The sequence below is a fragment of the Methylobacterium endophyticum genome, from assembly GCF_050591105.1.
GTDB lineage: Bacteria > Pseudomonadota > Alphaproteobacteria > Rhizobiales > Beijerinckiaceae > Methylobacterium.
In genome coordinates, this window is record NZ_JBNHES010000017.1 from 48,631 (window position 1) to 72,773 (window position 24,143).

The 24,143-nt window shown below is 68.9% G+C and carries 22 protein-coding genes; 6 read left to right on the plus strand and 16 right to left on the minus strand.

Features of this window, described 5'->3' with window-relative positions; genetic code table 11:
• Window positions 1-13: 13 nt before the first annotated feature.
• The 4 genes from ACP56T_RS17575 to ACP56T_RS17590 all read left to right on the plus strand — a co-directional run bounded on the left by ACP56T_RS17575 (window position 14) and on the right by ACP56T_RS17590 (window position 7,928).
• Window positions 14-682: a hypothetical protein gene (locus ACP56T_RS17575; RefSeq protein WP_430913445.1), complete on the plus strand. Its 669-nt coding sequence runs from the start codon at window positions 14-16 to the stop codon at window positions 680-682.
• Between the two features lie 1,100 nt (window positions 683-1,782).
• Entirely contained in the window at window positions 1,783-4,554 is a 2,772-nt protein-coding gene (locus ACP56T_RS17580) for a class I SAM-dependent DNA methyltransferase (RefSeq protein WP_430913446.1), read from the plus strand.
• 139 nt (window positions 4,555-4,693) lie between these two features.
• Window positions 4,694-6,751 (plus strand): DEAD/DEAH box helicase, encoded by a 2,058-nt coding sequence (locus ACP56T_RS17585; protein ID WP_430913447.1) that lies wholly within the window; start codon window positions 4,694-4,696, stop codon window positions 6,749-6,751.
• Entirely contained in the window at window positions 6,744-7,928 is a 1,185-nt protein-coding gene (locus tag ACP56T_RS17590) for a GIY-YIG nuclease family protein (RefSeq protein WP_430913448.1), read from the plus strand. The genes ACP56T_RS17585 and ACP56T_RS17590 overlap by 8 nt, the downstream gene beginning before the upstream one ends.
• 126 nt (window positions 7,929-8,054) lie before the next feature.
• Here the strand turns inward: ACP56T_RS17590 and ACP56T_RS17595 are convergent, their stop codons facing one another.
• The 9 genes from ACP56T_RS17595 to ACP56T_RS17635 all read right to left on the minus strand — a co-directional run bounded on the left by ACP56T_RS17595 (window position 8,055) and on the right by ACP56T_RS17635 (window position 17,970).
• On the minus strand, window positions 8,055-9,452 hold the full coding sequence (locus ACP56T_RS17595) for a hypothetical protein (protein ID WP_430913449.1): 1,398 nt from the start codon (window positions 9,450-9,452) through the stop codon (window positions 8,055-8,057).
• Window positions 9,449-10,357 carry a hypothetical protein gene (locus ACP56T_RS17600; protein ID WP_430913450.1) on the minus strand — a complete coding sequence of 303 codons (909 nt, stop codon included), beginning with the start codon at window positions 10,355-10,357 and terminating at the stop codon, window positions 9,449-9,451. The genes ACP56T_RS17595 and ACP56T_RS17600 overlap by 4 nt, the downstream gene beginning before the upstream one ends.
• An 81-nt stretch (window positions 10,358-10,438) precedes the next feature.
• Entirely contained in the window at window positions 10,439-10,609 is a 171-nt protein-coding gene (locus ACP56T_RS17605; protein WP_430913451.1) for a hypothetical protein, read from the minus strand.
• Window positions 10,610-10,702: 93 nt separating this feature from the next.
• Window positions 10,703-10,909, minus strand: a complete 207-nt coding sequence (locus ACP56T_RS17610; protein WP_430913452.1) for a helix-turn-helix transcriptional regulator — start codon at window positions 10,907-10,909, stop codon at window positions 10,703-10,705.
• Between the two features lie 206 nt (window positions 10,910-11,115).
• Complete coding sequence (locus ACP56T_RS17615) at window positions 11,116-11,916, minus strand: hypothetical protein (RefSeq protein ID WP_430913453.1); 801 nt, start codon at window positions 11,914-11,916, stop codon at window positions 11,116-11,118.
• Window positions 11,913-13,112, minus strand: a complete 1,200-nt coding sequence (locus ACP56T_RS17620; protein WP_430913454.1) for a tyrosine-type recombinase/integrase — start codon at window positions 13,110-13,112, stop codon at window positions 11,913-11,915. Before ACP56T_RS17620 ends, ACP56T_RS17615 begins: the two co-directional genes overlap by 4 nt.
• A 383-nt stretch (window positions 13,113-13,495) precedes the next feature.
• Complete coding sequence (locus ACP56T_RS17625) at window positions 13,496-15,748, minus strand: TonB-dependent siderophore receptor (RefSeq protein WP_430913455.1); 2,253 nt, start codon at window positions 15,746-15,748, stop codon at window positions 13,496-13,498.
• Window positions 15,749-16,470: 722 nt separating this feature from the next.
• A complete protein-coding gene (locus ACP56T_RS17630; protein ID WP_430913456.1) occupies window positions 16,471-17,322 on the minus strand; it encodes a transglutaminase-like domain-containing protein in 852 nt (283 codons plus the stop codon).
• Window positions 17,323-17,475: 153 nt separating this feature from the next.
• Window positions 17,476-17,970 carry a hypothetical protein gene (locus ACP56T_RS17635; protein WP_430913457.1) on the minus strand — a complete coding sequence of 165 codons (495 nt, stop codon included), beginning with the start codon at window positions 17,968-17,970 and terminating at the stop codon, window positions 17,476-17,478.
• Between the two features lie 224 nt (window positions 17,971-18,194).
• Here ACP56T_RS17635 and ACP56T_RS17640 point away from each other — a divergent pair, with 224 nt between their 5' ends.
• On the plus strand, window positions 18,195-18,476 hold the full coding sequence (locus ACP56T_RS17640) for a hypothetical protein (protein ID WP_430913458.1): 282 nt from the start codon (window positions 18,195-18,197) through the stop codon (window positions 18,474-18,476).
• A 76-nt stretch (window positions 18,477-18,552) separates the two neighbouring features.
• Here the strand turns inward: ACP56T_RS17640 and ACP56T_RS17645 are convergent, their stop codons facing one another.
• The 5 genes from ACP56T_RS17645 to ACP56T_RS17665 all read right to left on the minus strand — a co-directional run bounded on the left by ACP56T_RS17645 (window position 18,553) and on the right by ACP56T_RS17665 (window position 20,520).
• Window positions 18,553-18,771, minus strand: a complete 219-nt coding sequence (locus tag ACP56T_RS17645; protein WP_430913459.1) for a hypothetical protein — start codon at window positions 18,769-18,771, stop codon at window positions 18,553-18,555.
• Between the two features lie 155 nt (window positions 18,772-18,926).
• Entirely contained in the window at window positions 18,927-19,205 is a 279-nt protein-coding gene (locus tag ACP56T_RS17650; RefSeq protein WP_430913460.1) for a hypothetical protein, read from the minus strand.
• Window positions 19,206-19,308: 103 nt separating this feature from the next.
• Window positions 19,309-19,671: a DUF2934 domain-containing protein gene (locus ACP56T_RS17655; RefSeq protein WP_430913461.1), complete on the minus strand. Its 363-nt coding sequence runs from the start codon at window positions 19,669-19,671 to the stop codon at window positions 19,309-19,311.
• Between the two features lie 124 nt (window positions 19,672-19,795).
• Window positions 19,796-20,053 (minus strand): hypothetical protein, encoded by a 258-nt coding sequence (locus ACP56T_RS17660; protein WP_430913462.1) that lies wholly within the window; start codon window positions 20,051-20,053, stop codon window positions 19,796-19,798.
• A 92-nt stretch (window positions 20,054-20,145) separates the two neighbouring features.
• Window positions 20,146-20,520 carry a hypothetical protein gene (locus tag ACP56T_RS17665; RefSeq protein ID WP_430913463.1) on the minus strand — a complete coding sequence of 125 codons (375 nt, stop codon included), beginning with the start codon at window positions 20,518-20,520 and terminating at the stop codon, window positions 20,146-20,148.
• 228 nt (window positions 20,521-20,748) lie between these two features.
• On the opposite strand from ACP56T_RS17665, the gene ACP56T_RS17670 reads away from it, so the two are divergent.
• Entirely contained in the window at window positions 20,749-20,910 is a 162-nt protein-coding gene (locus ACP56T_RS17670) for a hypothetical protein (protein ID WP_430913464.1), read from the plus strand.
• A gap of 10 nt (window positions 20,911-20,920) precedes the next feature.
• Here ACP56T_RS17670 and ACP56T_RS17675 read toward each other — a convergent pair whose 3' ends face one another.
• Window positions 20,921-22,633: a 2Fe-2S iron-sulfur cluster-binding protein gene (locus ACP56T_RS17675; RefSeq protein WP_430913465.1), complete on the minus strand. Its 1,713-nt coding sequence runs from the start codon at window positions 22,631-22,633 to the stop codon at window positions 20,921-20,923.
• A gap of 109 nt (window positions 22,634-22,742) precedes the next feature.
• Complete coding sequence (locus tag ACP56T_RS17680) at window positions 22,743-24,071, minus strand: HlyD family type I secretion periplasmic adaptor subunit (RefSeq protein ID WP_430913466.1); 1,329 nt, start codon at window positions 24,069-24,071, stop codon at window positions 22,743-22,745.
• Between the last annotated feature and the right edge of the window lie 72 nt (window positions 24,072-24,143).

Consider the following 24,143-nt stretch of genomic DNA (forward strand, 5'->3'; position numbering starts at 1 on the left):
GGAGGGACATCGGATGGGCATCGTCAGGATCGCCGCCGCGGCGGCGGTGTACGCCGCGCTCGCGGGTGGGGCCGGCGCGCAGAGCGTCGAGAAGCGGCCGGACGGCTCCGTCGAATGGCAGGTCGGCGCCAACGGCGTGAAGCTGGAGTTCAATCCTGACGGCAGCGTCCGGCGGATCTACTCGATGTACAGGCACCCGGTGACCTTCGCCGACCAGCGCGGCGTCCACACGGCGACCATCATCGCTGAGGAGAAGGCGAAGGGCGAAATCATCCGATTTCTAAAGCAAGAGGTCGCCAGCGGCCGCGCTGTGACGGAGTTCGAGAACACTGTCTCAAAGTCGACCCAGGAGAAGGCCGGCGAGGGCAGGAGCGTCAGCACGGTGGACCAGCGCACGATCGGGCAGTCGCTGACCGAGCTGAGTTCATCGATGTCCACCGGGACCCTGAGCGGCGTCGTCGTGCTGGAGAGCGGCTACGACGAGAAGCAACAGATGGCCTGGGTCGTCGTGGGCCTGAGCGAGAAGTCGATGACCGCCGCCCGGGCCACGCGGGACATGCTGACGAAGACGCAGCGCCCGACTGACGTTGAAGCCGGCCCGGGGCCGACTGCGAGCCCAACCCAGGCCCCGGCGGGCGAGGCGCCGCGCAGCGTCATCCGGCGGGGGAACACCGACTTCTAGGCGCCCGCGGGGCTGCGCGCTGGGTTGCGTCCGCGCGCGGCCTTCGGTGCCACGATCGGCCAGAGCGCCGACGGCGGTGATCGCGTGACGGTCCGCGATCTCGCCGGGGAGTGATCGTGCCTGGGCAGGCCGCATCAATCGAGGGCTTCCGCCTCGACATGATCCTCGCTCCGCGGGCGCGGCATGGCCTGAGCGGGGCCGGCATCCGAGTTAACGGCCGAAATGGCGAATGCGGCCGACCTCACCGCCCGCGACGTCAATGCCGGCGGCGATCTCCGATCCCCCCAACGGGTCGCCCGCTTCAGGCGACCGGGAAGGCCAGACCGCGGCCGACTCGCATGTGGCTGCGATGAGCGCGGTTTCCGGACCGCCCATCTACCTTCGCGGCCGCTCCGAGGGACCGGCCGCGCTACCGGCTGTCGCAGACAGCTACGACCTCGGTTCCCGGCTGAACTTTTTGGATCCGCGTCGCTGCGCGCCCGCGCATCATTTCACCATATCCGGGACACGCCAGGCCCCTCATGGGCACCGGTCTCACCGCTAGCCAGGCGTCGTGGGCAAGCCGGATCAAAACGCCGAAGGGCATCGGCACCAAGGGCGCGGGCAGTGATGCGCGTGCCTAGGAGAGGGGTACAAGGCTTGGCAGCCAACCCCCTCGGACGTGCCGCGCCCCGCGGATCGGAGGGCGCGGCGCAGTCAGCGCTGGCCGCCGGGATGGCGGGAAGCGGTGCGTAAAGGCCGACAGCCCAACCCCGGCCTGCCTATCGCAAGGTTGCACCTCCGATCCGACGGTCGACGACGGCGCGGCTCCGAGGTTCGGGCCCATCCGGTCAGGCTGGCTTCGCCGCGTCACCGGCGAAGCCTTGCTCTTCGGCAAGGACGATCTCCTCAAGCGCCCACCAAGGTTCGACCCCCTAGAAAGGGGTCGAGGCACACGGGAACCGTGATGAGGCGGATCCAGCGGCGGAGGCAATCCACGGTCGCTGTGGACGACAGCCGGCTGCAGCGCCCGCGGTCGATGGTGAGGGCTGCGCTCCGCTGACGATTCAGCCGCCCGGTGGTAGGGTCTCCCGCCCTGGACACCACCCACACCCCTCCGCATGAACGCCGTCGAGATCGAAGAAGCCGTCTCCCAGCTCGCCGCCGAGCCCTTCGACGGGGCCGAGTTCCCGTTCGCTTTCCTGCGGGCCTTCGGCAACAAGGAGGTGACGATCAAGCGCCTGCGCGGCGGCTCGGCCTCCGACGTGCCGGGCGGCGTGCTCCAGCGCAACAACGTCCACCTCGCAGTCTGCGCGCCCGGTATGGTGGGGGCCACCCTCGACGCGCTGCGCGCCAGCCCGAAGACGGCCGCCAACCGGGTCAAGTTCGCGCTCGCCACCGACGGCGCGGAGGTGCAGGCCCACGACATGGCGGCCGACGACCCGTTGAGCTGTCCCTTCGTTGAGCTGGGTGCCCACTTCGGCTTCTTCCTGCCACTCGCCGGCATCTCGACGGTGCGGCAGATCAAGGACAACCCGATCGATGTGAAGGCCACGGGCCGGCTCAACAAGCTCTACGTGGAGCTGCTGAGGGACAACCCCGACTGGGCGAGCGAGGCCAAGCGGCCGGAGCTGAACCGCTTCATGGCGCGCCTGATCTTCTGCTTCTTTGCCGAGGACACCGGCATCTTCCTCAACGCCCTGTTCTCGAAGACGATCGAGCAGATGTCGGAGGCCGCCGCGGGCAACACCCACACGGTGCTGGCCGAGCTGTTCCGTGCGATGGCGACACCGGTGGCGACCCGCGCCGGCCTGCGCCCCTGGGCCGACGCCTTCCCCTTCGTCAACGGCGGCCTGTTCTCGGACGCGGGCGAGGTACCGCGCTTCAGCCGCATGGCGCGCACCTACCTGCTGCGCGCGGCCGAACTCTCCTGGCAGCAGATCAACCCCGACATCTTCGGCTCGATGATCCAGGCGGTGGCCGACGACGACGAGCGCGGCGCGCTCGGCATGCACTACACCAGCGTGCCCAACATCCTGAAGGTGCTGAACCCGCTCTTCCTCGACGAGCTGCGGGCGAGCCTCGAGGCGGCGGGTGACAGCACCCGCAAGCTGCGGGCTTTGCGCCGGCGGATTGGCGCGGTCCGCGTGTTCGACCCGGCCTGCGGATCGGGCAACTTCCTCGTCATCGCCTACATCCGCCTGCGCGAGATCGAGCACGAGATCGTCCGGCGCACGGGCGACGACCCGACCTCCGTCATCCCGCTCACCAACTTCTACGGCATCGAGATAAAGGGCTTCCCGGCCGAGATCGCGCGGCTGGCGCTGCTCATCGCCGAGTTCCAGTGCGACGCGCGGCTCATCAGCCAGCAGGCGGCGCGCTCAATGGTGCTGCCGCTTCATCGTACGGGGCAGATCCACATCGGCAACGCGCTGCAGATGGACTGGGTGGCCATCTGCCCGCCGGCGATGCGCATGGTAGTGGAGGAGCACGACCTCGGAGGGCCGACGGGGCATTTCGCGCTTGAGGACAATGGCGCCGGCGAGGTGGTTGAGCCGGAAACGTATATCTGTGGAAACCCTCCTTATATTGGAGGCAAGAAACAAAACTTGGTTCAGAAGCAAGATATGAAATGCGTCTTTAAGAATGGAGAGCAGTCAAAAAATCTTGACTATGTAACTGCTTTCATAATCAAGGCCTGCCGACACCTTGATTACGCGAAACGCTCCGCTATCGTCTCTACGAACTCCGTGTGTCAAGGCACTCATGTTCCGACTCTATGGCCTATGATACTTGAACTCGGCTGCGAGGTTGTGTTTGCATACGAGCCCTTCAAATGGGCGAACAATGCCCAAAGGAATGCCGGCGTAACCTGCACAATCATCGGCTTCGAACGGGCCTACGCTGGAGAAAAATATATTTTTTCATCCAACACGAAGAGAGTCGTTAGAAATATCAGTCCCTATCTTGTCGAGGGCACTAACGATATTGTAGAGCCACGCTCTCATAACCTCAACAATCTATCCCGCATGATCACGGGCAACGCGCCATATGATGGTGGGCACCTGTTCATTGAAGCAGCCGAGGCATCGGATATCAAGCGGAGGTACCCGGAACTGCATGCCAACATTCGAAGAGTGTGTGGCACCAGCGAGCTGGTAGATGGTGTTAGCAGATACTGCTTTTGGTTTTCGGACAAAGAAAAGGAGTTTGCAGCTGGGCACCCGGTCACGTCCAGTAGGATTTCTTCTGTCATAGACTATCGGAAATCGGGTGGCGAAGTAGCCGTTACGTTGACTGCAAAGCCACACCAGTTTAGATTTAGCAATCAATGTTGCGAGCACCAAATTTTGATCCCACAGGTTTCCTCGGAGCGGAGAGAATACCTGCCTATTGGTTTTCTAAGTAAGGACTTCATTATCACGCATCTTGCGCATGCTATCTACGACGGAACGCTTGTGGATTTTTCTGTTCTAAGTTCGAAACTTCATCTAGTTTGGATATCAACGATATGTGGCAAACTCGAAACTCGGCTGAGGTATGCGAGCAATTTGGGGTGGAATACATTTCCAATCTGCAAGCTTACCGAGGAGCAAAAAAGCGATTTGACCCGCTGCGCTGAAGCAATATTGATAGCCCGTGAAGCCCATTTCCCTACCTCTATGGCAGATCTGTACGACCCGGAGCGTATGCCCGACGACTTGCGTCTCGCGCACGAACAGAACGACGAGATTCTAGAGCGCATCTACATCGGCCGGCGCTTCCGCAATGACACCGAGCGGCTGGAGAAGCTGTTCCAACTCTACACGAAGATGGCTGCTGTGGCCCCAGCGAAGACGGGGCAAGCAGCAGCCAAGCTGAAGCCGCGACGAGCGAGGGTGGGGGCGGTCTGATGCCGGTCGTCCACCGTTGGAGCCACTTTCCGTCGCCGGCGCTTAGCTGGTCGCTGCTGCCACCCATTGGATCTTGCGAACGCGGCAGTCGCCCGCAGTAAGCTGTTCCAGGATTGACCCGAGCAGAAACGATCGCGACATGAACGCCTCCTTGGTTCCAGCCGTCTCGGTCCGCACCGCCGCCACCGGCGCCTCGACCAAGCCCGACGCGCTTGGCATGCGCGAGATGCAGCGGCGCGCCTACGCCCACCGGGGCGAGCAGTACCTGCTGATCAAATCGCCCCCGGCATCCGGCAAGTCGCGCGCGCTGATGTTCATCGCGCTCGACAAGCTCGAGAACCAGGGCGTGCGGCAGGCGATCATCGTCGTGCCCGAGCGCTCCATCGGCGGCAGCTTCGCCGACGAGCCTCTGACCCGCTCCGGGTTCTGGGCCGACTGGACGGTCCGGCCGCGGTGGAACCTGTGCAACGTGCCGGGGGCCGACGAGGCGGGGGTCGCCCGCACCAAGGTCGGGGCGGTGCGCGAGTTCCTGGCGAGCCCCGACCGCGTCTTGGTGTGCACGCACGCCACCTTCCGCTTCGCCTTCGACGAGCTGGGCGCGGAGGCCTTCGACGATCGGCTGATCGCTGTCGACGAGTTCCACCACGTCAGCGCCAACCCCGACAACCGGCTCGGCGCGCAGCTCGGGGCGCTCATCGCCCGCGACCGGGCGCACCTCGTGGCGATGACGGGCTCGTACTTCCGCGGCGACGCGGTGGCGGTGCTCGGCCCCGGCGACGAGGCCAAGTTCCAGACCGTCACCTACACCTACTACGAGCAGCTCAACGGCTACGAGCACCTCAAGGCGCTCGACATCGGCTACTACTTCTACTCGGGCTCTTACCTGAAAGACATCACCAAGGTGCTCGACCCCGGGCAGAAGACGATCGTCCACATCCCGAGCGTCAACGCCCGCGAGAGCACGAAGGACAAGACGCGCGAGGCCAACGAGATCATGGACGCGTTAGGCCAGTGGGAGGGCGAGGACCCGGCCACGGGCTTCCATCTGATCCGGCGGCCCGACGGGCGCCTCATCCGGGTCGCCGACCTCGTCGACGACGATCCGGCCAAGCGCGACCGGGTGGTGGGCGCGCTCAAGGACCCGGCCCGCCGCATGGACCGCGATCACGTCGACGTCATCCTGGCGCTCGGCATGGCCAAGGAGGGCTTCGACTGGATCTGGTGCGAGCACGCGCTGACCGTGGGCTACCGCTCGAGCCTCACCGAGATCGTACAGATCATCGGGCGGGCCACCCGCGACGCGCCGGGCAAGCCGCGCGCCCGCTTCACCAACCTGATCGCCGAGCCGGACGCGGCGCAGGAGAAGGTGATCGACGCGATCAACGACACGCTGAAGGCCATCGCCGCGAGCCTTCTGATGGAGCAGGTGCTGGCCCCCCGCTTCGAGTTCAGCCCCAAGGACAGCGGGCAGCGCGAGGGCTTCGACTACGGCGCGGCCGGCTACGTCGCGGGCGGCACCAACGTCGGCTTCAACGAGGCGACCGAGCGCTTCCACATGGAGATTGGCGGGCTCGCTGAGCCGCAGAGTCCCGAGGCCACGCGTATCTGCACCGAGGACCTCAACGAGGTCATCGCCGCCTTCGTCCAAGACCGCAGCGTGCTCGAGCGCGGCCTGTTCGACGAGGAGACCGCGCCCCAGGAGCTGACGCGCGAGCGGATGGGCAAGATCGTGCGCGAGCGCTATCCCGAACTCACCGAGGCCGACCAGGAGGCGGTGCGCCAGCACGCGATTGCCGCGCTCGCGATCACCCAGCAGGCCAAGGCTCGGGCGGGGGGCGAGGCGGAGGGCGAGCCGCGCTCCAACACCGCCTTCGTCGACGGGGTGCGCCGCTTCGCCATGGACGTGCGCGACCTCGACGTCGACCTCATCGACAGCGTCAACCCGTTCGAAGCAGCGTACAAGGTGCTGGCGAGAGAACTCAACCCTGACACGCTCAAGCAGGTCGCCGCGGTGATCGCGGGCAAGCGGGTCAACCTGAGCTACGAGGAGGCGCGCGACCTCGCCATGCGGGCGCTGCGCTTCAAGCAGGAGCGCGGGCGCCTGCCCGAGCTGACCTCGCCCGACGCCTGGGAGAAGCGCATGGCCGAGGGCGTGGCCGCCTTTGCGCGCCTGCAGGCCGAGGCCGCCCGTGGCTGAGCTGACCGACGCGGAGCTGCTGGCGGCGCTGGGCGTCGCGCCCCCGCCCAAGCCCGTGGCCGCCCGCACGCCGGAGGAGGAGCGCGTGCTCGCGGGCTTCGAGGACATCCAGCGCTTCGTCGAGACCCACGGGCGCCCGCCCCGCCACGGCGAGGACCGGGACATCTTCGAGCGCCTCTACGCGGTGCGGCTCGACCGCCTGCGGGAGTCGCAGCGCTGGCGCGACCTCTTGGGCCCCCTCGACGCGGGCGGGCTGCTCGCGCCCGACCCGGCCGTCGTCACCCCCGCCGCAGCCGCCGAGATGGACGACGCGGCGCTGATGGCCGCCCTCGGCGTCGCGGCGCCGGCAGAGACCGACGTCACGGCCTTGCGCCACGTCAAGCCGCGCGAGGAGGTCCGGGCCGCCGAGGAGATCGCCGACCGCACGCCGTGCCGCGACTTTTCCACCTTCGAGCCGCTGTTCGCGCGGGTGCGTGCCGACATGGCCGAGGGCGTGCGCCGGACGCGGCGCTTCGAGCGCATGGCCGAGATCCAGCGGCACGAGTTCTTCATCGTCGGCGGCCAGATCGCCTACGTCGCCGAGGTCGGCGAGGCCTACATCACCGACTACGACCGGCGCGACAGCCGCCTGCGGGTGATCTACGACAACGGCACCGAGAGCGACCTGACCCTGCGCTCCTTGCAGCGCGCGCTCCACCGCGACGAGGCCGGGCGGCGCATCACCAACCCGTCGGCCGGCCCCCTGTTCGGCGAGGAGGCCGACGCGGACGACCTCGAGAGCGGGACGATCTACGTCCTGCGCAGCCGCTCTGACCATCCGACGGTGGCCGCCCACCGTGCGCTGATCCACAAGATCGGCGTGACGGGGGGGCGGGTCGAGGCGCGCCTCGCCAACGCGGCGCAGGACCCGACCTACCTGCTCGCCGCGGTGGAGGTCGTGGCGACCTACCAGCTCTTCAACGTCGACCGTGTGAGGCTCGAGGCGCTGTTCCACCGCCTCTTCGCCAACGCGCGCCTCGAGTTGACGATCGAGGATCGCTTCGGCCAGCCGGTGCGGCCGCGCGAGTGGTTCCTCGTGCCGCTGCCCGTCATCGACGAGGCGGTCGCGCGCATCCGCGACGGCTCGATCGCGGGCCTCGTCTACGATCCGGAGAGTGCGACCCTGCGGGCGGCCTGAAGCTCCGCCTCTCCGACGGGACGGGCCAGACGCGGCGGGCGACCCCATCCGTTTGACCCGCGCGGGGTTTTCACGCCCCGCGTCTACCTCCGCGCGTATCGAGCGCGCCGATGATCCGCGGCGCGCTTAGCCGAGCGGATCTGGCTCGGGCGGATCACCCACCCCCGCCCACCCGAGCCGGATCGGCGCCACCCGCTCCGCCCCGTGGAACAGGGTCCGGCTCTGGCCCTCCCGCAGCGGGACCACGCCGTCGAGGCCGTAGAGGATCGTCAGCGCGTTGGGGTGCTCGCCGGGCCACCGCCGGCCGGGATCGGGCAGCGGCGCGTCCGGGTCGTCGACGAGGCCCTGGCCGGGGCGGGGGACGTAGACGCGCACCGGCGCGTCGACGTGCGGGTGGCGTGCCAGGCGGTCGAGCCATTCGTGCATGCAGGCCCAGTCCCGCGTGCGCGCGGCGAATTCGGCGAGTTCCCAGCCGGTCGCGATCTGGTGCCACGCGCCGCGTCTTGCCGCCGAGAAGAACCCGCGGCGGGCGCGCCGACGCGCGGACAGCCCGAGCGTTGCGGCGACAGCGACCGGCTCGACGTCGCCGAGACGGTTGGTGCCCATCAGCCTCGGTACCCCCAAGAGCCGCGCGAGCTGGAAGCGCTGCCCGTCGCCGGCCGCGCGGACGGCCGCCGGGTCGAGGGTGGCGAGCATCGCGCGCACCATCGCCCAGGTAAAAGCGACGCGCTCGGCCGTCTCGCGCCGCCGCGGCAAGCGAACGACGAGCGCCTCGCCAGCGGGCTTCCGGACGAGACGGCGCAGCGCCTCGGTCATCGCCCCCCGGACCGCCGTGCGGAGCCAGCCCGGGACGTGGGCGAGGAGGCGCGTGCGCAGGCCCTCCTCGGCCGTCGCGTCGTGGACGAGCACCCACGTGTCAGGGTGGTCGGGCGTGAATTCGCGGCGCACGAAGGCGCCGACGGCCGCGGCGAGTTCGTGCGCCAGACCCGCGGCCCGGTTGGGGTCGCGCACGCCGACCGCCTCCCACCGCACGCTGATCAGCGCGTTCGGCAGGAGGCCGTGCTCCTGAGTCAGGAAGGACACCGCGTCGACGAGGTCGATCGCGATCTCGGCCGGCAGGCAGCCGGTCTCCGACAACGCGGTGCGCGCCGGGGCGAGCGGCTCGGCGAGGTGGGCCAGCGTCACCGCCTCCGCGTCCGTCTCGTTCTCGGCCTCGCACGTCGCCGTCGTCGGCAGCCCCCGGTGCAGGACGGCCGGCGCGAGCCGGCAGCACAGGCGGACCTGGGGCAGGTCTTCGAGCAGGGTCGCGATCTCGGGATCGGGCTCGACGGGCGTGATCACCCCGGGCGCCTCGGCCTGGAACGTCGCGAGTAGGCGCGCGTGCGGGCCGTCGCCGACCGGCGGGACGCGAGCGAGCGCGTCCGCGTGGTCGAGGCCCCACAGGCGGGCGGTTCGCGCCCGCAGCTCGGGGTCGTCGATCTCCGCGACGAGGTCGAGGGGGTCGGGCTCGTTCCGCTCGATCACGGCGGGTTCCGGAAGAGGAAATCGGGGGCCGCGTTCAGGATGGGGCGCTCGCGCTCGCAACGCGCGCGGTGCAGGCGCACCTCCCAACCGTCGTAGAGGTCGGCGAAGGCGCCGAGGTCGAGCGCCGAGACGTGCCCGCCCGCGGCCCGCGCGCTCCGGGCGAGCGCGACCGCGCCGCCGACGCGCGACTTGTCGCCGATTGGCCCGCTCGCCTGCCACTTCTCGAGCTGCAGGAGCGCGCCGAGCGGGTAGATCCGGCCGTCGGGCGCGCGGACACGCGCCTCCGGGTCGAGGCTCTTGGCCACGTAGCGCAGCCAACGCCCCTGCTGCGTGATCCGGTGGCCGTCCTGACGCTGGCGCACGTCGACGGTGTGGGATGGGGGCTTCATCCCGGTGAGCTGGCCGACGCTGCGCACGACCTGCTCGAGGAGCGCGGGGCGGGTGCCGACCGGTACGTTGAGCAGGACGTGGGTGTGCAGGCGGCCGAGCGCATTCTCGTGGACGTGGACGTAGAGGAGCGGCGCCCGGGCCGAGGCCCCGCCGCGCGCCTTGCCGATGCGGTTCATCAGGCGCGTGGTCAGCCAGGAGACGGCGCGCGGGTCGCGCACGCCGCACCAGGACCAGTTCACGGTCAGGAAGCCGTTGAGGACGACCCCGTGGTGCTGGTTGGCGAAGGAGACCGCCTCGAACAGCTCGATCACCTTGTCGGCGGGCAGGTAGTCGCTCGGCCCCTCGCCGCCCTCCTTGGCGAACACCGCCTCGGTGGCCCGCTGCAGGTGCGCGTCGAGGCGGGGCGGCATCGTCCCGGGTTGAGGCGCGTAGACCCGGTCCTCGCGCGGGACGCCGGGGCGGACGTCGAGGCTGAGATCGTCGAGGCCGAAGTCGAAGGGGTTCGTGCGGATCACGGGCGGTCGAGGGCCTGCGCCGGGTTCGAGGGCTCTACGAACAAGATGCCCGCGCCGTCGCGACGGCGCGGGCGGGGCCGGCTACTGGAGCCGCTGGTCGATCTTCCGGATCGTGAGGGTCGTCGCCCGCACGAAGACGACCTTCTGCTTGCGGGCGATCTCGCGCAGGACCGGGGCCGTCGGGACGCCGATCACGCGGGAGCGGCGGCGGATGAGGTCGGGTCGTGCGTGGTGGGGTGAGGAGCGTTTCATGGGGGCCTTGAGTTTTGAGCACGGGGCCGCCTTCGCCGCCGGCGCGGGGCCGGCGGCGGGAGGACCGAGCGGGTTGGTTCGAGAGGTAGCGGGCTAGGGCGCGGGCTTCTCGGCCAGTGCGAGGATCACCGCGGTTGGCCAGACGACCGTGCCGGGGGTGAGCTTGGTGCCGGGCGGGAAGGTGCCGGCGGCGACCTGCGCGTAGAAGGTCGAGCGCGAGATCGGGAGAACCCCGTGCGGGGCGACGATCTGGCGGACGCGCAGGTAGCGCGGGAGGGGGTCAAGGGTCGGCTGCGGCAATGGCGGGCTCCGTTGGGTTGCGGCGAACCCAGGGATGCCCGATGGCAGGCCTTCCTAGGCGGAACTCGTTTTGATCCAAAACGAAGTCTGCCTGACGGAGGGCCTCGCCGGTTCTACCGCTATGGACTTGGTGATGGCCCCCGAAAGCGTGAACGCAGTATTATAATGCTTTGAAAATGTATAAATCTTAGAAATAGGAACTACGATCAAACAGAAGGGCGCTTTCGACTGCTTTCGAGACCAAGATCGTGGATAGCTTGCGACACAAATTTCCTAACGGTATCAACGCTTATCTTATAGTCGTACCGCGAAAGACCTCGCACGATATCGCCATGCATCTCGACTATGGCCGGATCTCTGCGCTTCGATAGATCAAACTTGTATATGGAAATGATCATACCAACTATAATCTGGTTAATGCTTTGCCGTTCACGATCTCTATATTCAGGACTAGATTTGATTTTTTCCAACTCTGCCCGAAGGAAGACATTCTCTTCGTGTAAACCCAGAAGCTTTCCTGTTGTTTCTTCTACAGGCGAAGTCATTTCAAGTGTTAGCTCCAAACCATACTTGCGCGCCTGTAAAACGAAATTTTCTGGTTTATCGGGGTCGTGCAATTTTTCTAATACCACCAATCGTTGCGCTATGTCTCTAGCTTCCGCGAAGCGCTTTCCCATCTTGCTCGTAAACGCGATCTGTTCGAGATCCTGCGCACTAACCCTGAGAGGATCTTTGCCAGCAGCGAGAATTGCAAATTCGTCGACGGTCCAAATTGGTTTTCTGGCCCATACGTCGAACTCTGCGTCGTAGGATGGGCTAGAAAATTGGATATTATCCTCAATTGACATGGCGGTAGCGCGCAACTCATCCCGCCACATGGCCCGAAACTCGCTATCGCTCAACGCCTCTAGCTGCTTTCTAAAGCGAATCTCTTCGCCACGAAATTGGATAGGCCCGATCTGCTCAATCTGATTGAGAAGGTAGTCAGTAAGTTTATCGCGCTTCATTCGTTCGTTTGCCCTGCATCACCACCAGCGAACTGGCACCAAGCCCTCATCAGCGGACGCCGCTTGTCGAGCAGATCCCCGCGCCGGTAGGCCGCCTCGACCTTGCCCTTGATCTTGTGCGCAAGGGCCATCTCGACGACCTCGCCCGGAAACGCCGTCGTCTCGGCCGCCCAGTCGCGGAACGACGAGCGGAAGCCGTGCGCGGTTACCGCGACTTGCATGCGCCGCAGCACCATCAACAACGCCATGTTGGAGATCGACTCGCCCGGCCGGCGCCCCTGGAACACGAGGCCATCGCCATCGCCGTCGCCGAGCGCCCTGGCCTTCTCCAAAAGGATGAGCACGGGTGCGCTCAGGGGCACGCGGTGCTCGCGCTTGCCCTTCATCCGCGCGCCCGGCACCGTCCAGAGGGCCTGATCGAGGTCGAACTCGGACCAGCGCGCGCCCAGCACCTCCCCGGTGCGCCCGGCCGTAAGGATCAGGAACTCAAAGGCGAGACGGACCATCTCGCCCTTGGTCTGGCGCAGCCGCTCGACGAAGGCCGGCACCTCGGCCCAGGGCAGCGCCTCGTGGTGCTCGATCGCGCTCGTCTGCTTCGGCAGGCCCTTCGTCACGCCGGCCACGGGGTTCTCGCCCTGCCGGAAGCCCGCGGCCTTCGCCCAGTCGAGCACCGTGCCGATGCGCTGGCGCACGCGGCGGGCGGTCTCGGGCTTCTCCAGCCAGATCGGGGTGAGCACGCGCAGGATGTCGGGCGTGTCGATCCGGTCGACCGTCCGTTCACCCAGCTCTGGGCAGGCGTACTGCCGGAGGGTGTTGCGCCACTGCGCGGCGTGCTTGGCGTTGCGCCAAGTCCCCGCGTTCTCGGCGTGGACGCGTTCGACTGCCTCCGCGAAGGTCGGGACCGCGACCCGGACGATGCGGCGCTCGGCGAGCGGATCGCCGCCCTCACGGGCGAGCTTGCGGTAGGAGAGCGCCTTCTCGCGGGCCTCGGCGAGGGTGACGAGGGTGAGGCCGCCGAGCCCGATGTCGCGGCGGCGCTCTTGGATGACCGTGCGCAGGAGCCAGCGCTTGGCCCCGCTCGGGTCGACGACGAGATAGAGGCCGTTGCCATCAGCGTAGCGGCCGGGCACCTTGAGCGCGCGGACCTGCACCGCCGTGAGCGCCTTGTCGGGGTGGCGTCCTCTCCGTTTCGTCACACCGTCATCCGAACTCGCCGCCCCACATTCGAACCCACATCGTATGTAGGATAGGGCCGGATGGCAACGGATATGTCTGGACGGTCGATCGGGACTAAGCGCTTACACCAACAGTGAAACCCCGCATACCTCGGACAGGTCCGGACGGCGCTGGATTGGGCGGAGGCAGACACCCCTTCCGCCAGGCAGCTTGCTCGACCGTGGAGCTTCGCGCCTTCTTCCTCGCCCGTTGCAACCCCTCTCCGCATCGTCCCGGATGAGGAATCGCTCGCGATCCGCGAGCCTGCGGATCGGGTGAGGGCCCACATCGCTCGATACCGGATGCCGCTATCGGCGCGCGGTGCGACCCCGCGCAAGTCTTGCGCGGGGCCGGCGTCAGACGGTCACCACTTGTAGCTGACCGAGCCCAGGATCCGGCGGGCCTCGCCGTAATAGCAGTTGTTGAGGTCCTGGCAGGCCGTCACGAAACGCTTGTCGCCGAGATTCGAGGCGGTGACCGCGGCGCGCACGCCGTTGCCGAAATCGTAATGGACCGTGGCATCGTAGAGCACGTAGTCGGGAACCACGACCGTGCCTTGCAGCGCATTGTCGACCGCGAAGGAGTGCCCGACATAGCGCACGCCGCCGCCGAAGCCGAAGCCGCGCAGCGGCCCCGTCGGGATGGTGTAATCGGCGAAGAGGTTGGCAAGCGTTTGCGGGACCCCCGCCGGCGTCCTGCCGACGAGCGCGGGCTGCTGGCTCGACGTGTATTTCAGGTTGTAGTGCGTCAGTGAGGCGGTGACGTTCAGGCCGTCGAGGAGGTTGGCGACGAACTGGGCCTCGATGCCGTGGGAGTTGACCGCGCCGGCCTGCGTGAAGCTGGTGATGAAGGGCGCGACCGGGATCAGCGGATTGGCGCGATCGAGGTCGAAGCCCGCGAAGGAGAGCATCCAGCCCTGTCCGGCCGGCTGGAAGCGGAAGCCTCCCTCGAGCTGCTTGCCCTTGTCCGGCTTGAAGGCCGGACCGCCCGGCAGCAGGGCGTCGAAGCCGATCTGCGGCTGGAACGAGGTCGAATAGGCGATGTAGGGCGCCAGGCCGAAATCGAAGGCGTAGACGCCGGCCACGCGGTAGGTCAGCGCCTGATCGTCCCGCTTGGTGCTGGTTCCAAACAGCTGCTTGTCGACGGAGGTCGAGGCGAAATCCTGCCGCAGGCCGCCGATGATCGAGAACCGGTCGGTGATCTTGATCTGGTCCTGAGCGTAGAGGCCGATCTGCTGGAACGTGTCCCGATCGGCGAGATAGGGTGTCGGGATCAGGTTGGAGCCGGCATAGACGGGGTTCAGGATGTCGAGGGAGGGGCCGGGGAAGGCCGCCGCCTGGTTGTCGTGCAGCGCGTAGTGCTTGTAGTCGATGCCGAAGATCGCCGTATGCCGGAAGAGGCCGTCGGAGAACTCGGCCTGAGCCTGGTTGTCGACCTGGAACAGGTTGACGCGCGAACTGTCGCGGAACTGGTAGCGCGCGAGCTGCGTCTCCGCCGCGTTGGCGTAACCGAGCTGGCCGATGAACGAGTTCTGATAGGCCTCGCTGAACGAGTAGCGGAAGTTCTGGCGCACGGTCCAGACGTCGTCGACCGCCGTCTCGAACTCGTAGCCGATGAAGAACTGCTCGCGCCGGAAGGTGTTGAGCTTGGAATCGCCGACATTGAGCGAGCGCGGGATGAACAGGCCGCTCGCGTTCGGCTTGACGGTGCCGCTATAGGGCAGGAAGTTCGCGGTGACGCCGGTCCAATCCTTCTGGTAACTCGTCAACACCGTGAAGGAGGTCGCGCCGTCGGGCCGATAGGTGATCGCGGGCGCGATATAGGCCCGGTCCGCATCGACGCCGTCGATCTGGGTGCCCCCCGCGCGCCCGACCCCCGTCAGGCGATAGAACCAGTGCCCCGACTGATCGGCCGGGCCGCCGATGTCGAAGGCGCCGTAGCTCTGGCCGAACGAGTCCGCCCCCGCCTCGACATACCCGAAGGGCGCGCTGGTCGGCCGCTTGGTGATCATGTTGATCATGCCGCCGGGATTGCCGGAGCCGAACAGCAGCGACGACGGCCCGCGCAGCACCTCGATCCGCTCGAGACCGAAGGTGTCGGTGCGGAAGTAGTTGAAGCCGTAATTGAGGAGCTGCAAGCCGTCCTTGTAGAGGCCGTAGTCGCTCGCGACGAACCCGCGCAGCTGGTAGAAGTCGAGGCGCGCATCGACGCCGAACGCGCCGCTATAGACGCCCGGCGTATACTGCGTCGCCTGGGCCAGGTTCTGGGCGCCGGTGGCCCGGATCTGCTCCTGTCCGACCACGGAAACGGATTGGGGCGTCTCGAGCAGCGGCGTATTCGTCTTGGTCGCCGTCGATGTGCGGCGCGCCACGAAGCCGTCGACGGGCCCCTTGGGATCCTCCGTCACGACTTGTCCGGGCCGGACGATGGTGCTCGCCGGCAGGCCGGCGCCGGGCAGCGTGCCCGATCCGGTGCCCTTCGGAGCGAGCTGGCCCTCCACGGACAGCTCGTTCAGCTGGGTCGTCGTCTGCGCCCGAACCGCATCGGTCCCGATCGCGAAGGCAAGAAGGGAAAAGCTTGCGAGCGCCGCGGTGCGAACCGAGCGATGTGACGACATTGGCATCATGACGAGACCCCCGCGGCGGCGCGGCCGCAAAAAACCGAGCGCCGTTCGCGGTGCGCTCAAGTGTTGTTTAGAACGATGCCAAGCAGTTGAAGGCGCTTGTGCTTTGTCGACCGGCGATACGAAAGGCTTTGTCTTGCCGCAATGCGGAGGATGCGCGTGGACAATGAGCGTCACCACGCTGCAACAGCCTCCCGATGCCGTCGCGGGAGTGCCGTTTTCTGGCTAAGAGTTTGTGAGATATGAATTTTATATGCCGACCGGAACGGGCTGTCGGGCGTCCACGAATGTGGCGATAATGCAACAAAAGCGAATGCGAATGTAACTGTCTCTGTACACGCTTGCGGATGTATCAAACTGCACTGTCGATGAGTGAGCTATATCTAAATTAGACTTATTCGAAGAAAGACATCGAGCAAGAGCGGTCATGATCCTCGGTAGCAACCAAGTCCATGAAGCGCGCGGCCAGCTTGAGGCCGATCCGGTGGAGAGGGTCGGCCGGGACCGGAGAAGCCTGTTCCGTCCCAAGGTCGACCGACGCGCGCAGAGCGCGCCGTGCCAAGCCGGATCGAGACGCCGAGACGGCGCCGGACAGGAGCTTTGCCCTCGCGCCCGAAAACGACGCTATCGGGGCGAAGCCATCCTGGACACGCGCGCGAAAGCCCTCGCACGGGATGCGTCGCCGCGATGCCCGTCGCCTCTCCGCGAAGGGGGTCTCAGGCCGCCTGGGTGAGCGCCGGCAGCGGGCCGGAGCAGAGGGTCTCGGGCACCTCGTCGGTATGGACCTTGAACTCCGCCAGCACCGCCGAGCCGAAGCTCGTCGTCAGGGCGCAGTCGGTGGCGTCTCGCCCGCGCGCCATCACGATGCGGCCGATGCGCGGCGTGTTGTGGCGGGCGTCGAACGCGTACCAGCGCCCATCGAGATAGACCTCGAACCAGGCCGAGAAATCCATCGGGTCGGGCAGGGGGGCGATGCCGATATCGCCGAGATAGCCCGTGCAGTAGCGGGCGGGGATGTTCATGCAGCGGCACAGCGCCACCGCCAGATGCGCGAAGTCGCGGCAGACGCCGACCTGCTGCGCGTTCGCCTCCGAGGCCGAGCGCGTCGCGTCGGCCATCATGTAGTCGAAACGCAGCCTGTTGTGGGCGTAGTCGACGATGGCCTGCACGCGGGCCCACCCTTCCGGCGTGGTCCCGAACAGCGACCAGGCGAGCGACGAGAGCCGGTCCGTGTCGCAGTAGCGGCTGCCCAGCAGGAAGACGAGCACGTCGTCGGGCAGGTCCTGCACCGGAACCTGGCGGGCCTCCGGCACCACCGGATCGTGAAGGCCGGAATCGCGGATGACGAAATCCGCCGACACGGTGATTCGGCCGGCCGGCGCCAGGATGCGGGTCGCGGTGTTGCCGAAGCCGTCGCGGATCGTCCGGGCCGGAACCGGGGGATCGAAGTTGATCGTCTCCGGGGTCACGAGATCGGCGACGCGCGAGGGATGCACGCTGAGCAGCAGGGTCATCGCCGTCGGCGCGACGGTATCGAGAGCGATGGAGTAACCGGTCCTGATATGCATCGTCGTCACGCGCGCCCCGCAGGTCGTTCACCGGCAAACGGACTCGTAACGGCCGCGTTCCACGGGGCGGCGTGGAATAGAAGGCAATCCCTGCTCAAATGTTCGGCAGCTACGCTTCGGCTTCGCCTGTTCGTCGGCCGCCGCCGGGAGCGATTACTGGATATGCCGGTTCGGCACCGCGAGGAGGATGGCGGTCTCCACGGCCGCCCGCTTGAGCGCCTTGCTGGCGCTGGCATCGGCGAGGGTCGCGCGGGCGAAGGGATGGGCCTGGATCGCGGCGGCGAGATTGAGCCCGTAGCCGGCGGAGGCGACGAAGAGCCGGGCGTTCGGATCGGCCGCGTAGGCCTCGACGGCGGCGGTGAGATCGGCGCCCTTCAGCGAGCGCTTGGCGACCTGGAAGGCGGTGCGCACCGCCGCGCGCCGGAGAGGCTCCGCCGCCGCCGGATCCGCGACGGTCTCCCGCGCGAAGGGATGCGCCCGGATCGCCGCCGACAGGTTGAGCACGTAGGCGCCCCCCAGCAGCAGCAGGGTCGCGGAGGCGTTGGAGACATAGGCGTCGGCGGCCGCGCGCACGTCCTCGGCGCGGATCTCACCCCGTTCCACGAGCTCGTGGACGCTCGGCGTCCCGGTCGGCGCGGCTTCCGCCATCGTGCATTCCCCCTCGGCGCATCCGGCGCCGATCGGCGGGCCGCGCCCGCATGGCCTCGTCCGGAACGACGGATGCCCTCGAACGGGTGCCGCGTGCGGCCGGACACGGCCCGGCGGTCCACCGCCTTACGCCGGAAGCGGGCTCCGCGCTATCGTGCCGCGGAAGGCGCCGGGGGGCGTCCGGCCCGACGCGCTCGGGTCTTCCATGAAGGAGAACCGACGACATGCCGAGCCACCGCCATCCGGCCCGCCCGCGCCTCACGACCCTCTGCCTCGGGCTCGCCCTCGCCGCGTCCGTCTCCGGCGCGGCGCTCGCGCAGGGCGAACCGCCGATCAAGTCGGCGCAGGACGCCGCCTGCCGGGACGAGGCGCGCGATCGGGTCTTCTCGACGCCCGATCCCCAGGGCATCGGCCTCCAGGCCATCGGCCGGCAGATCTACACGGCCTGCATGCAGCGCGCGGCGCGCGCGGGCGGCGGCACCAAGCGCGCCCGGCACGCTCACTGAGCCAGTCGACCGGACCGCCTTCCCGCACGGCCCATCGCCGGGGAGGGCGGCCGGGATCGCCGGCCGGCGATCGCCCTCAGGCGCCGAGCGGGGCGCCGATGCGCGCGCGCAGGCTTTGGCGCAGGTGGGACTTCAGGTTCTCGTTGGCGCCGGAGACGGGGTCCGCCTCGAGGGCGAAGACCAGGCGCAGCAACTGGCTCAGCGGCGTCGTCCTGCTGGCGACGGCCTCGGCGATCCGCTCCTGAAGCGGGGTCGTCACGGGGCGTTCATCGAGCGAGGGGGCCGGAAGAGACATGATCGGGCGCGTTCCTGGCGGGCGGGCTTGTGATCGGAGCGGCTCGGCTAGACCGTTCCGCGCGTCGGCGCCACCCATACCGGCCAAAATTCGTAGCCGGCGCGTTACCGAGTCGCCCCGATGCAACAGCCCCCTCTGGACAACGGGGACGGCCGTCAGCGCGGGAAGAGATGCAGCCCGTCGTCGGGGAGCAGGTTGCGGGCGGGGCCGCCGGTCTGCTGTCCGCGCCCCTGCTGATAGTAGGGCAATTCGGGACGGCGGTCGTTGTCGCTGCCCGAATCGTACTCCCATGGCGCGCTCCAGGGCGCCCGCCCGCCGGTCGCGACGGCGGCGCCGGGAGCGGCGACCCCCTCTGCGCGATAGGCGGGGCCGGCATGCGCCGAGAGCGGGATCAGGATCGCGGCGAGTCCGAGCAGGGCGGCGGCGGGTCTCATGATGCGAATCTCCGGTGATGCGGTCGTCGGCCGCGGCGGCCGGCGACGATCAAGCTCTGCCGGAGAACGATGAACGCGCCGTCGCGTTCCGCGCGACGAGGGATTAGTGAAGCGAGCCGCGGCTCGAATCGCCGCGCGTCTTCCCGGCCGCGCCGGCCTTGGTTCCCGCGCCTTTGACGCCTGCGCCCTTGGCACCGGCATCGGTGGACTTGGCGATCTTGGCGGCCTTCGGCTCCTTGCCGGCGGCTGTCTTGCCGGTCTTCCTCGGAGCGGCCGGTGCCTCGGCGGTCTTCGCCTTTCCGGCGGCCTTCGCCGGGCTCGCCTTCGGTGCGGGCGTCCCGGCGGGGGGCTCGCCGGCCTGGATCTCGGCCTGCGCCCGCGCCCAGTGCTCTGCCTCGCGGCCGGGGATTCGGCCCTCCCGTTCCCAGATCGCGTAGGCGCGCTCGCGTATCCTGTGGTCCGTCATCCTGCTGGCCTCTCCGTGTCCCGGCCCCTCCAGGCCGCGCCCGCGCCTCGGTCGGTCCCCGCGGGCGGGGATTACGCACACAACGACAGGTTCGCGCCGAGATTGAGTCGGATCGGCCGCGCGTTCAACCCCGCGACAGGCGGCGCGCGTTCGCGCGGACCTTGCGGCGGTAGCCCGCCAGCACCTTGGCCCCGGATCCGCCGGTGGCGAGCATCATCGCGGCCTCGCCCGCCGCCATCACCTTCTCCGTCACCATCCGCTCTGCCTCGTGCTGGGCGGCGGCGCCCCCCGCCGACAGCTTCATGAGCCGCATGCCGATCACCTGCTGCGACTCGAGCGTGAGCATCGTCGCGTCGAAACCGAATTTCCACCAGCCGAACATCTTAAGACCGCCTCCAACGCACGGGCCTCTACAATCGGGCCGGGGACGCGGCGGTTCCACCGCCACGCTCGCACCGCCCCATGCACGGGGATTCAGTCGAAGCTGCGGCCCTTGGCCGCCGATCCGCCGAGACTGATCTTGCGCACGGGGCCGCCGGAGACCGGCGGCGGCGCCGCCGGCTTGGCCGGCTTGAGGCCCGACTGGCCGTGGATCACCGAGCCGATCTCGCCGGCGACCCGCACGAGGTCCTCGCGGGTGCAGGTCCGGGCGACGGACAGCCCGAGCTGATGCATGTGGCTCTTGCCGTAGAGATAGGCCGCGAGCTTGGCACGGGTGAGGGGCGGGATCGCGGAGAGGATCTCGGGCAGGTCCTCCGGCTCGGCCCTGTAGACCGCGCCGAGCTGCTCGAGGCTGACGGGGCAGGCCGGATCGGGTTCGGCGCCGCTCGTCGGATGGGCCTGGGTCATGGGACCTCCTTTCGGATCGGGACGGCCTCGCGGCCGGAATTGGCACGGGGCGGCACGCGGACCGCCCGGTTCGGGCGGCAGGTGCCCATGCCGGGGCGGCCGACGCAAGCCCGACCTTGGCGGGAAGGGCCGGTCCGACGCGAGACCCATGCCTCCCATGCCGTTCCTTAACGGCTCGTTTACCATGCCGCCGACACTCTGCTTCGGGCACACGGAGGGAGCGTTTCGATGACGAACCAGATCGCCACCGTCTTCGATCTCGCGATTCTCGTCCGCGACGCGGCTCTCGGATGCGCTGTCCTGTCCGCAGCCGCCGTCCTCATCGGACGGCACCGGGCCGCCCGCGTCGCGATTCCCGTGCGCGCCGGGACGCGGCGGCCGCGCGCCTGAGCGGACGCCCTCACACCGGGATCCGGGCCTTCTGGCTCACGGGACCGGCGGCCTGGGCCGCCTTCAGCTCGCGCCCGTGCCGGAGGCCGATCGCTTCGCCCGCCTCCGTCCGTCCGGCCAGGAACGCGCTCAGGCGCGCGCCGGTCCCCTCCGGCCAGCCGCCGAGCCGGGCGGCGTCGGCCGAGGCGACGAGCTGGAGCCCGCGCGAGCGCGCGACGACCTTGAGGCCCCGCGCCCTGTCGAGGGGCGCGCCGATGACGGCGAGCCCCGGCGCCGGGCCGTAGCCGAAGCGGCCGACGAGGAGGTCGCCGACATCGAGCCCCATGGCGACGCCGAGGGCCGCGCCGAGCTCCGCCTCGAGACGCGCGTTGAGCGGTTCGAGGGCGAGGTCGATGGCGCGGGCGGCCGCCAGCGCCTGCCGGCAGCCCTCGTCGGCCCCGTGGCGGCGGCCGAACACCGCGATCAGCTCGTCCCCCTGGACGCGCGCGATCCAGCCGCTGTTCTCCTCGATGGCCGCGCCGACCCCGGCGAGGAAGCCGTTGAGGATGAAGACCACGTCGTAGGCGAGCCGCCCGGCGGTCACGGGGGCGAGGTCGGCGAGGTCGACGGCGAGCACCGCCAGCGGCCTCTGGAGGCCCGCCGCCTCCGCCTCGTCCCCGCCGGAGGAGCCGGCGACGTCGCCCGAGCGGCGCACGAGCCGCGTCACGGAGAGGTTCTCGCGCGGGCGGATCTGGCAGGCGAGGCGCACGTCCTCCGGCGCGCCGATGGCGGCGAGGGCGAGCCGCTCGGGCAGGGCGGGCGGGGGCAGGCCCTCTCCGCCCGCGTCGATGCGCACCCGGCAGGCGGTGCAGCGGGCCCGGCCGCCGCAGGCCGAGGCGATGGGAACGCCATGCGCTCGGCCGATCTCGAGCAGCGTCCCCCCGATGGCGGCCCGCACCTGCGGCCCGCCGACGAAATCGACGGCGATCCGGGCGCCGAGCCCCCGGCCCATGCCCAGCGCCACGGCGGCGCCGAGCAGCGTGAGGGCGGCCAGCGCCACGAGCCGGACGCCGAGGCGGTAGGTCTCGATGGTCGACGCCTGCGCCTCGTCCGGCCAGCCGGTGGCGGCCTTCACGCGGGCGGCTGCCTCCGGGGCCTCGATCAGGGCGGCGACGGCGCGCCCCGAGACCATGAACCCGGCGAGCGCCGCCACGGGTACGGCCACGGCGAGGAAGAGCAGGGCGGGCAGCATCGCCCGGTAGCGCGGGCTCCGTCGCAGCCAGTGGTGCAGCCCGAGGCAGCCATGCCCCCAGACCAGCAGCAGGAAGACGGCCTGGAGGAAGGCCGCCCCCGGCCAGAGGCGGGCGAGCACGTAGAGGTAGCTGTCCTGCGTTCCCGCGAGCAGATGCGCGCCGCGCGTCTCGACGATGTGGGGCAGGAGGAAGAGGGGGATCAGCACGCCGCTCGCGAGCTGGGCCAGCTCCCAGCGCGGCAGGCGCAGGGTCGCGCGGCGCAGGGTCGCCGCCGTGGCGTAGGCGACGTGGGTGGCGAGCGCGGCGGCGAGGACCAGGGTCCCGAGGGCGGAGCGCGTCACCGCCCAGCGCCACTGCTGGACCTCGTACATGGCCTCGAGCCCGACGAGCCCGATGGCGTGGTTGAGGAGATGGCTCGCGGCGAAGGCGAAGAGCACGAGACCGGACAGGCTGTTGAGGTCTCGAAAGGTCTGTCCGCGACGCAGGAACACGATTGGGGCCGCCCTCGCCAGACATCGCCGGCCCTTCGCGGGCCGGCGATCCGCCTCTGCCATATCACGTTCCGGCGAGCCTGCGAGACGGGGCCGCCGAAGCGCGGGATCACTTCTCCCGGAAGGCTTTGGCCAGGGTGTTGAAGAGCGGGGCGCAGAGATAGGCCAGCACGGTGCGCTCGCCGGTGGTGATGAGCACGTCGGCGGTCATGCCGGGCCCGATGCGCCGGGCCACGTCCGGCGGGAGGGTGGACTGGTCGATGACGACCTTGGCCGAGAAGTAGGGCGCGCGGGTGAGCTCGTCGGTGAGCGAGTCCGGCGACACGCTCTCGACGCGGCCGAGGATGATCGGCGTCTCGCGGGCGGAGAAGTTGGCGAAGCGCACCTCGGCCTTCTGGCCCACGGCGACGCTCTCGATGTCGAGCGGCGAGACCTTGGCCTGCACCACGAGCCCGTCCGCGACGGGGACGATCTCGGCCAGCGTCTCGCCGGGCTTCACCACGGCGCCCACGGTGTGGATCTTGAGGTCGTGGACGATGCCGTCGCGCTGGGCCTTCACCTCGACGCGGGCGAGCACGTCCTCGGCGACGGTCAGCTTCTCGCGGATGTCGGAGAGGCGGGCGCGGGTCTCGCCGAGCTGCTGGGCGATCTCGGTGTCGAGCTTCTGGCGCACGCCCTGGATCTGGAGCTTCGACTCGTCGATGGACTTGTTCAGCCGGGCGATGCCCGATTCGGTCATCGCCAGCTCGCCCTGGAGGCGGTCGCGCTCGCGCTGGATGCCGAGCAGCTTGTTGCGCGGGTAGTAGCCCTTGGCCGTCAGGTCGGTGAGCCCCGAGATCTCCTGGTTGTAGCTGGCGAGCTGGGAGGTCAGCGTAGCGCGCTGGAGGGTGCGGCCGGCGATGTCCTGGGTCTTCTCCTCGATGCCGGCCTTGAGGATGCCGGTCTCGTTATCGAGGGAGCGGCGGCGCTCGGAGAATTGGCGCTCCTGGTCGCGCAGCGCGATCGCCGTCTCGGGTACCGAGCGGCGGGCGGCGAGGGCGGGCGGGAAGGCGATCGCGGGGGCGCCGTTCTGCTCGGCGACGAGGCGGGCCTCGGTGGCCTGGGCGACGTCGAGCTGCTTGCGCAGGGCCTCGGCCCCGGCGAGCGCCTGGACCGGCTGGAGCCGGAAGAGCACGTCGCCCTCCTTCACGGCTTGGGTCTCGTGCACCAGGATCTCGCGAACGATGCCGCCTTCGAGATGCTGGACAGCCTTGTGGCTGCCCACCACCGCGATCTGCCCCTGGGCGATGGCCGCGCGGTCGAGGGGCGCGAAGGCCGACCAGGTGCCAAGCACGCCGAAGACCACGGCGATGGCCGCGAATCCGAGGGTGGCGTAGCGGCCATGGCCGGCATCGCTCTCGAGGTCGCTGTCGAGATGGGCGGGAAGCGCGAGATCCATGGCCGGTTCCTCGGGGCGTTCGTCCGGGCGCCTGCGGCATCCCGACGATGCCTTGGTGCCATCCGGCCGCGG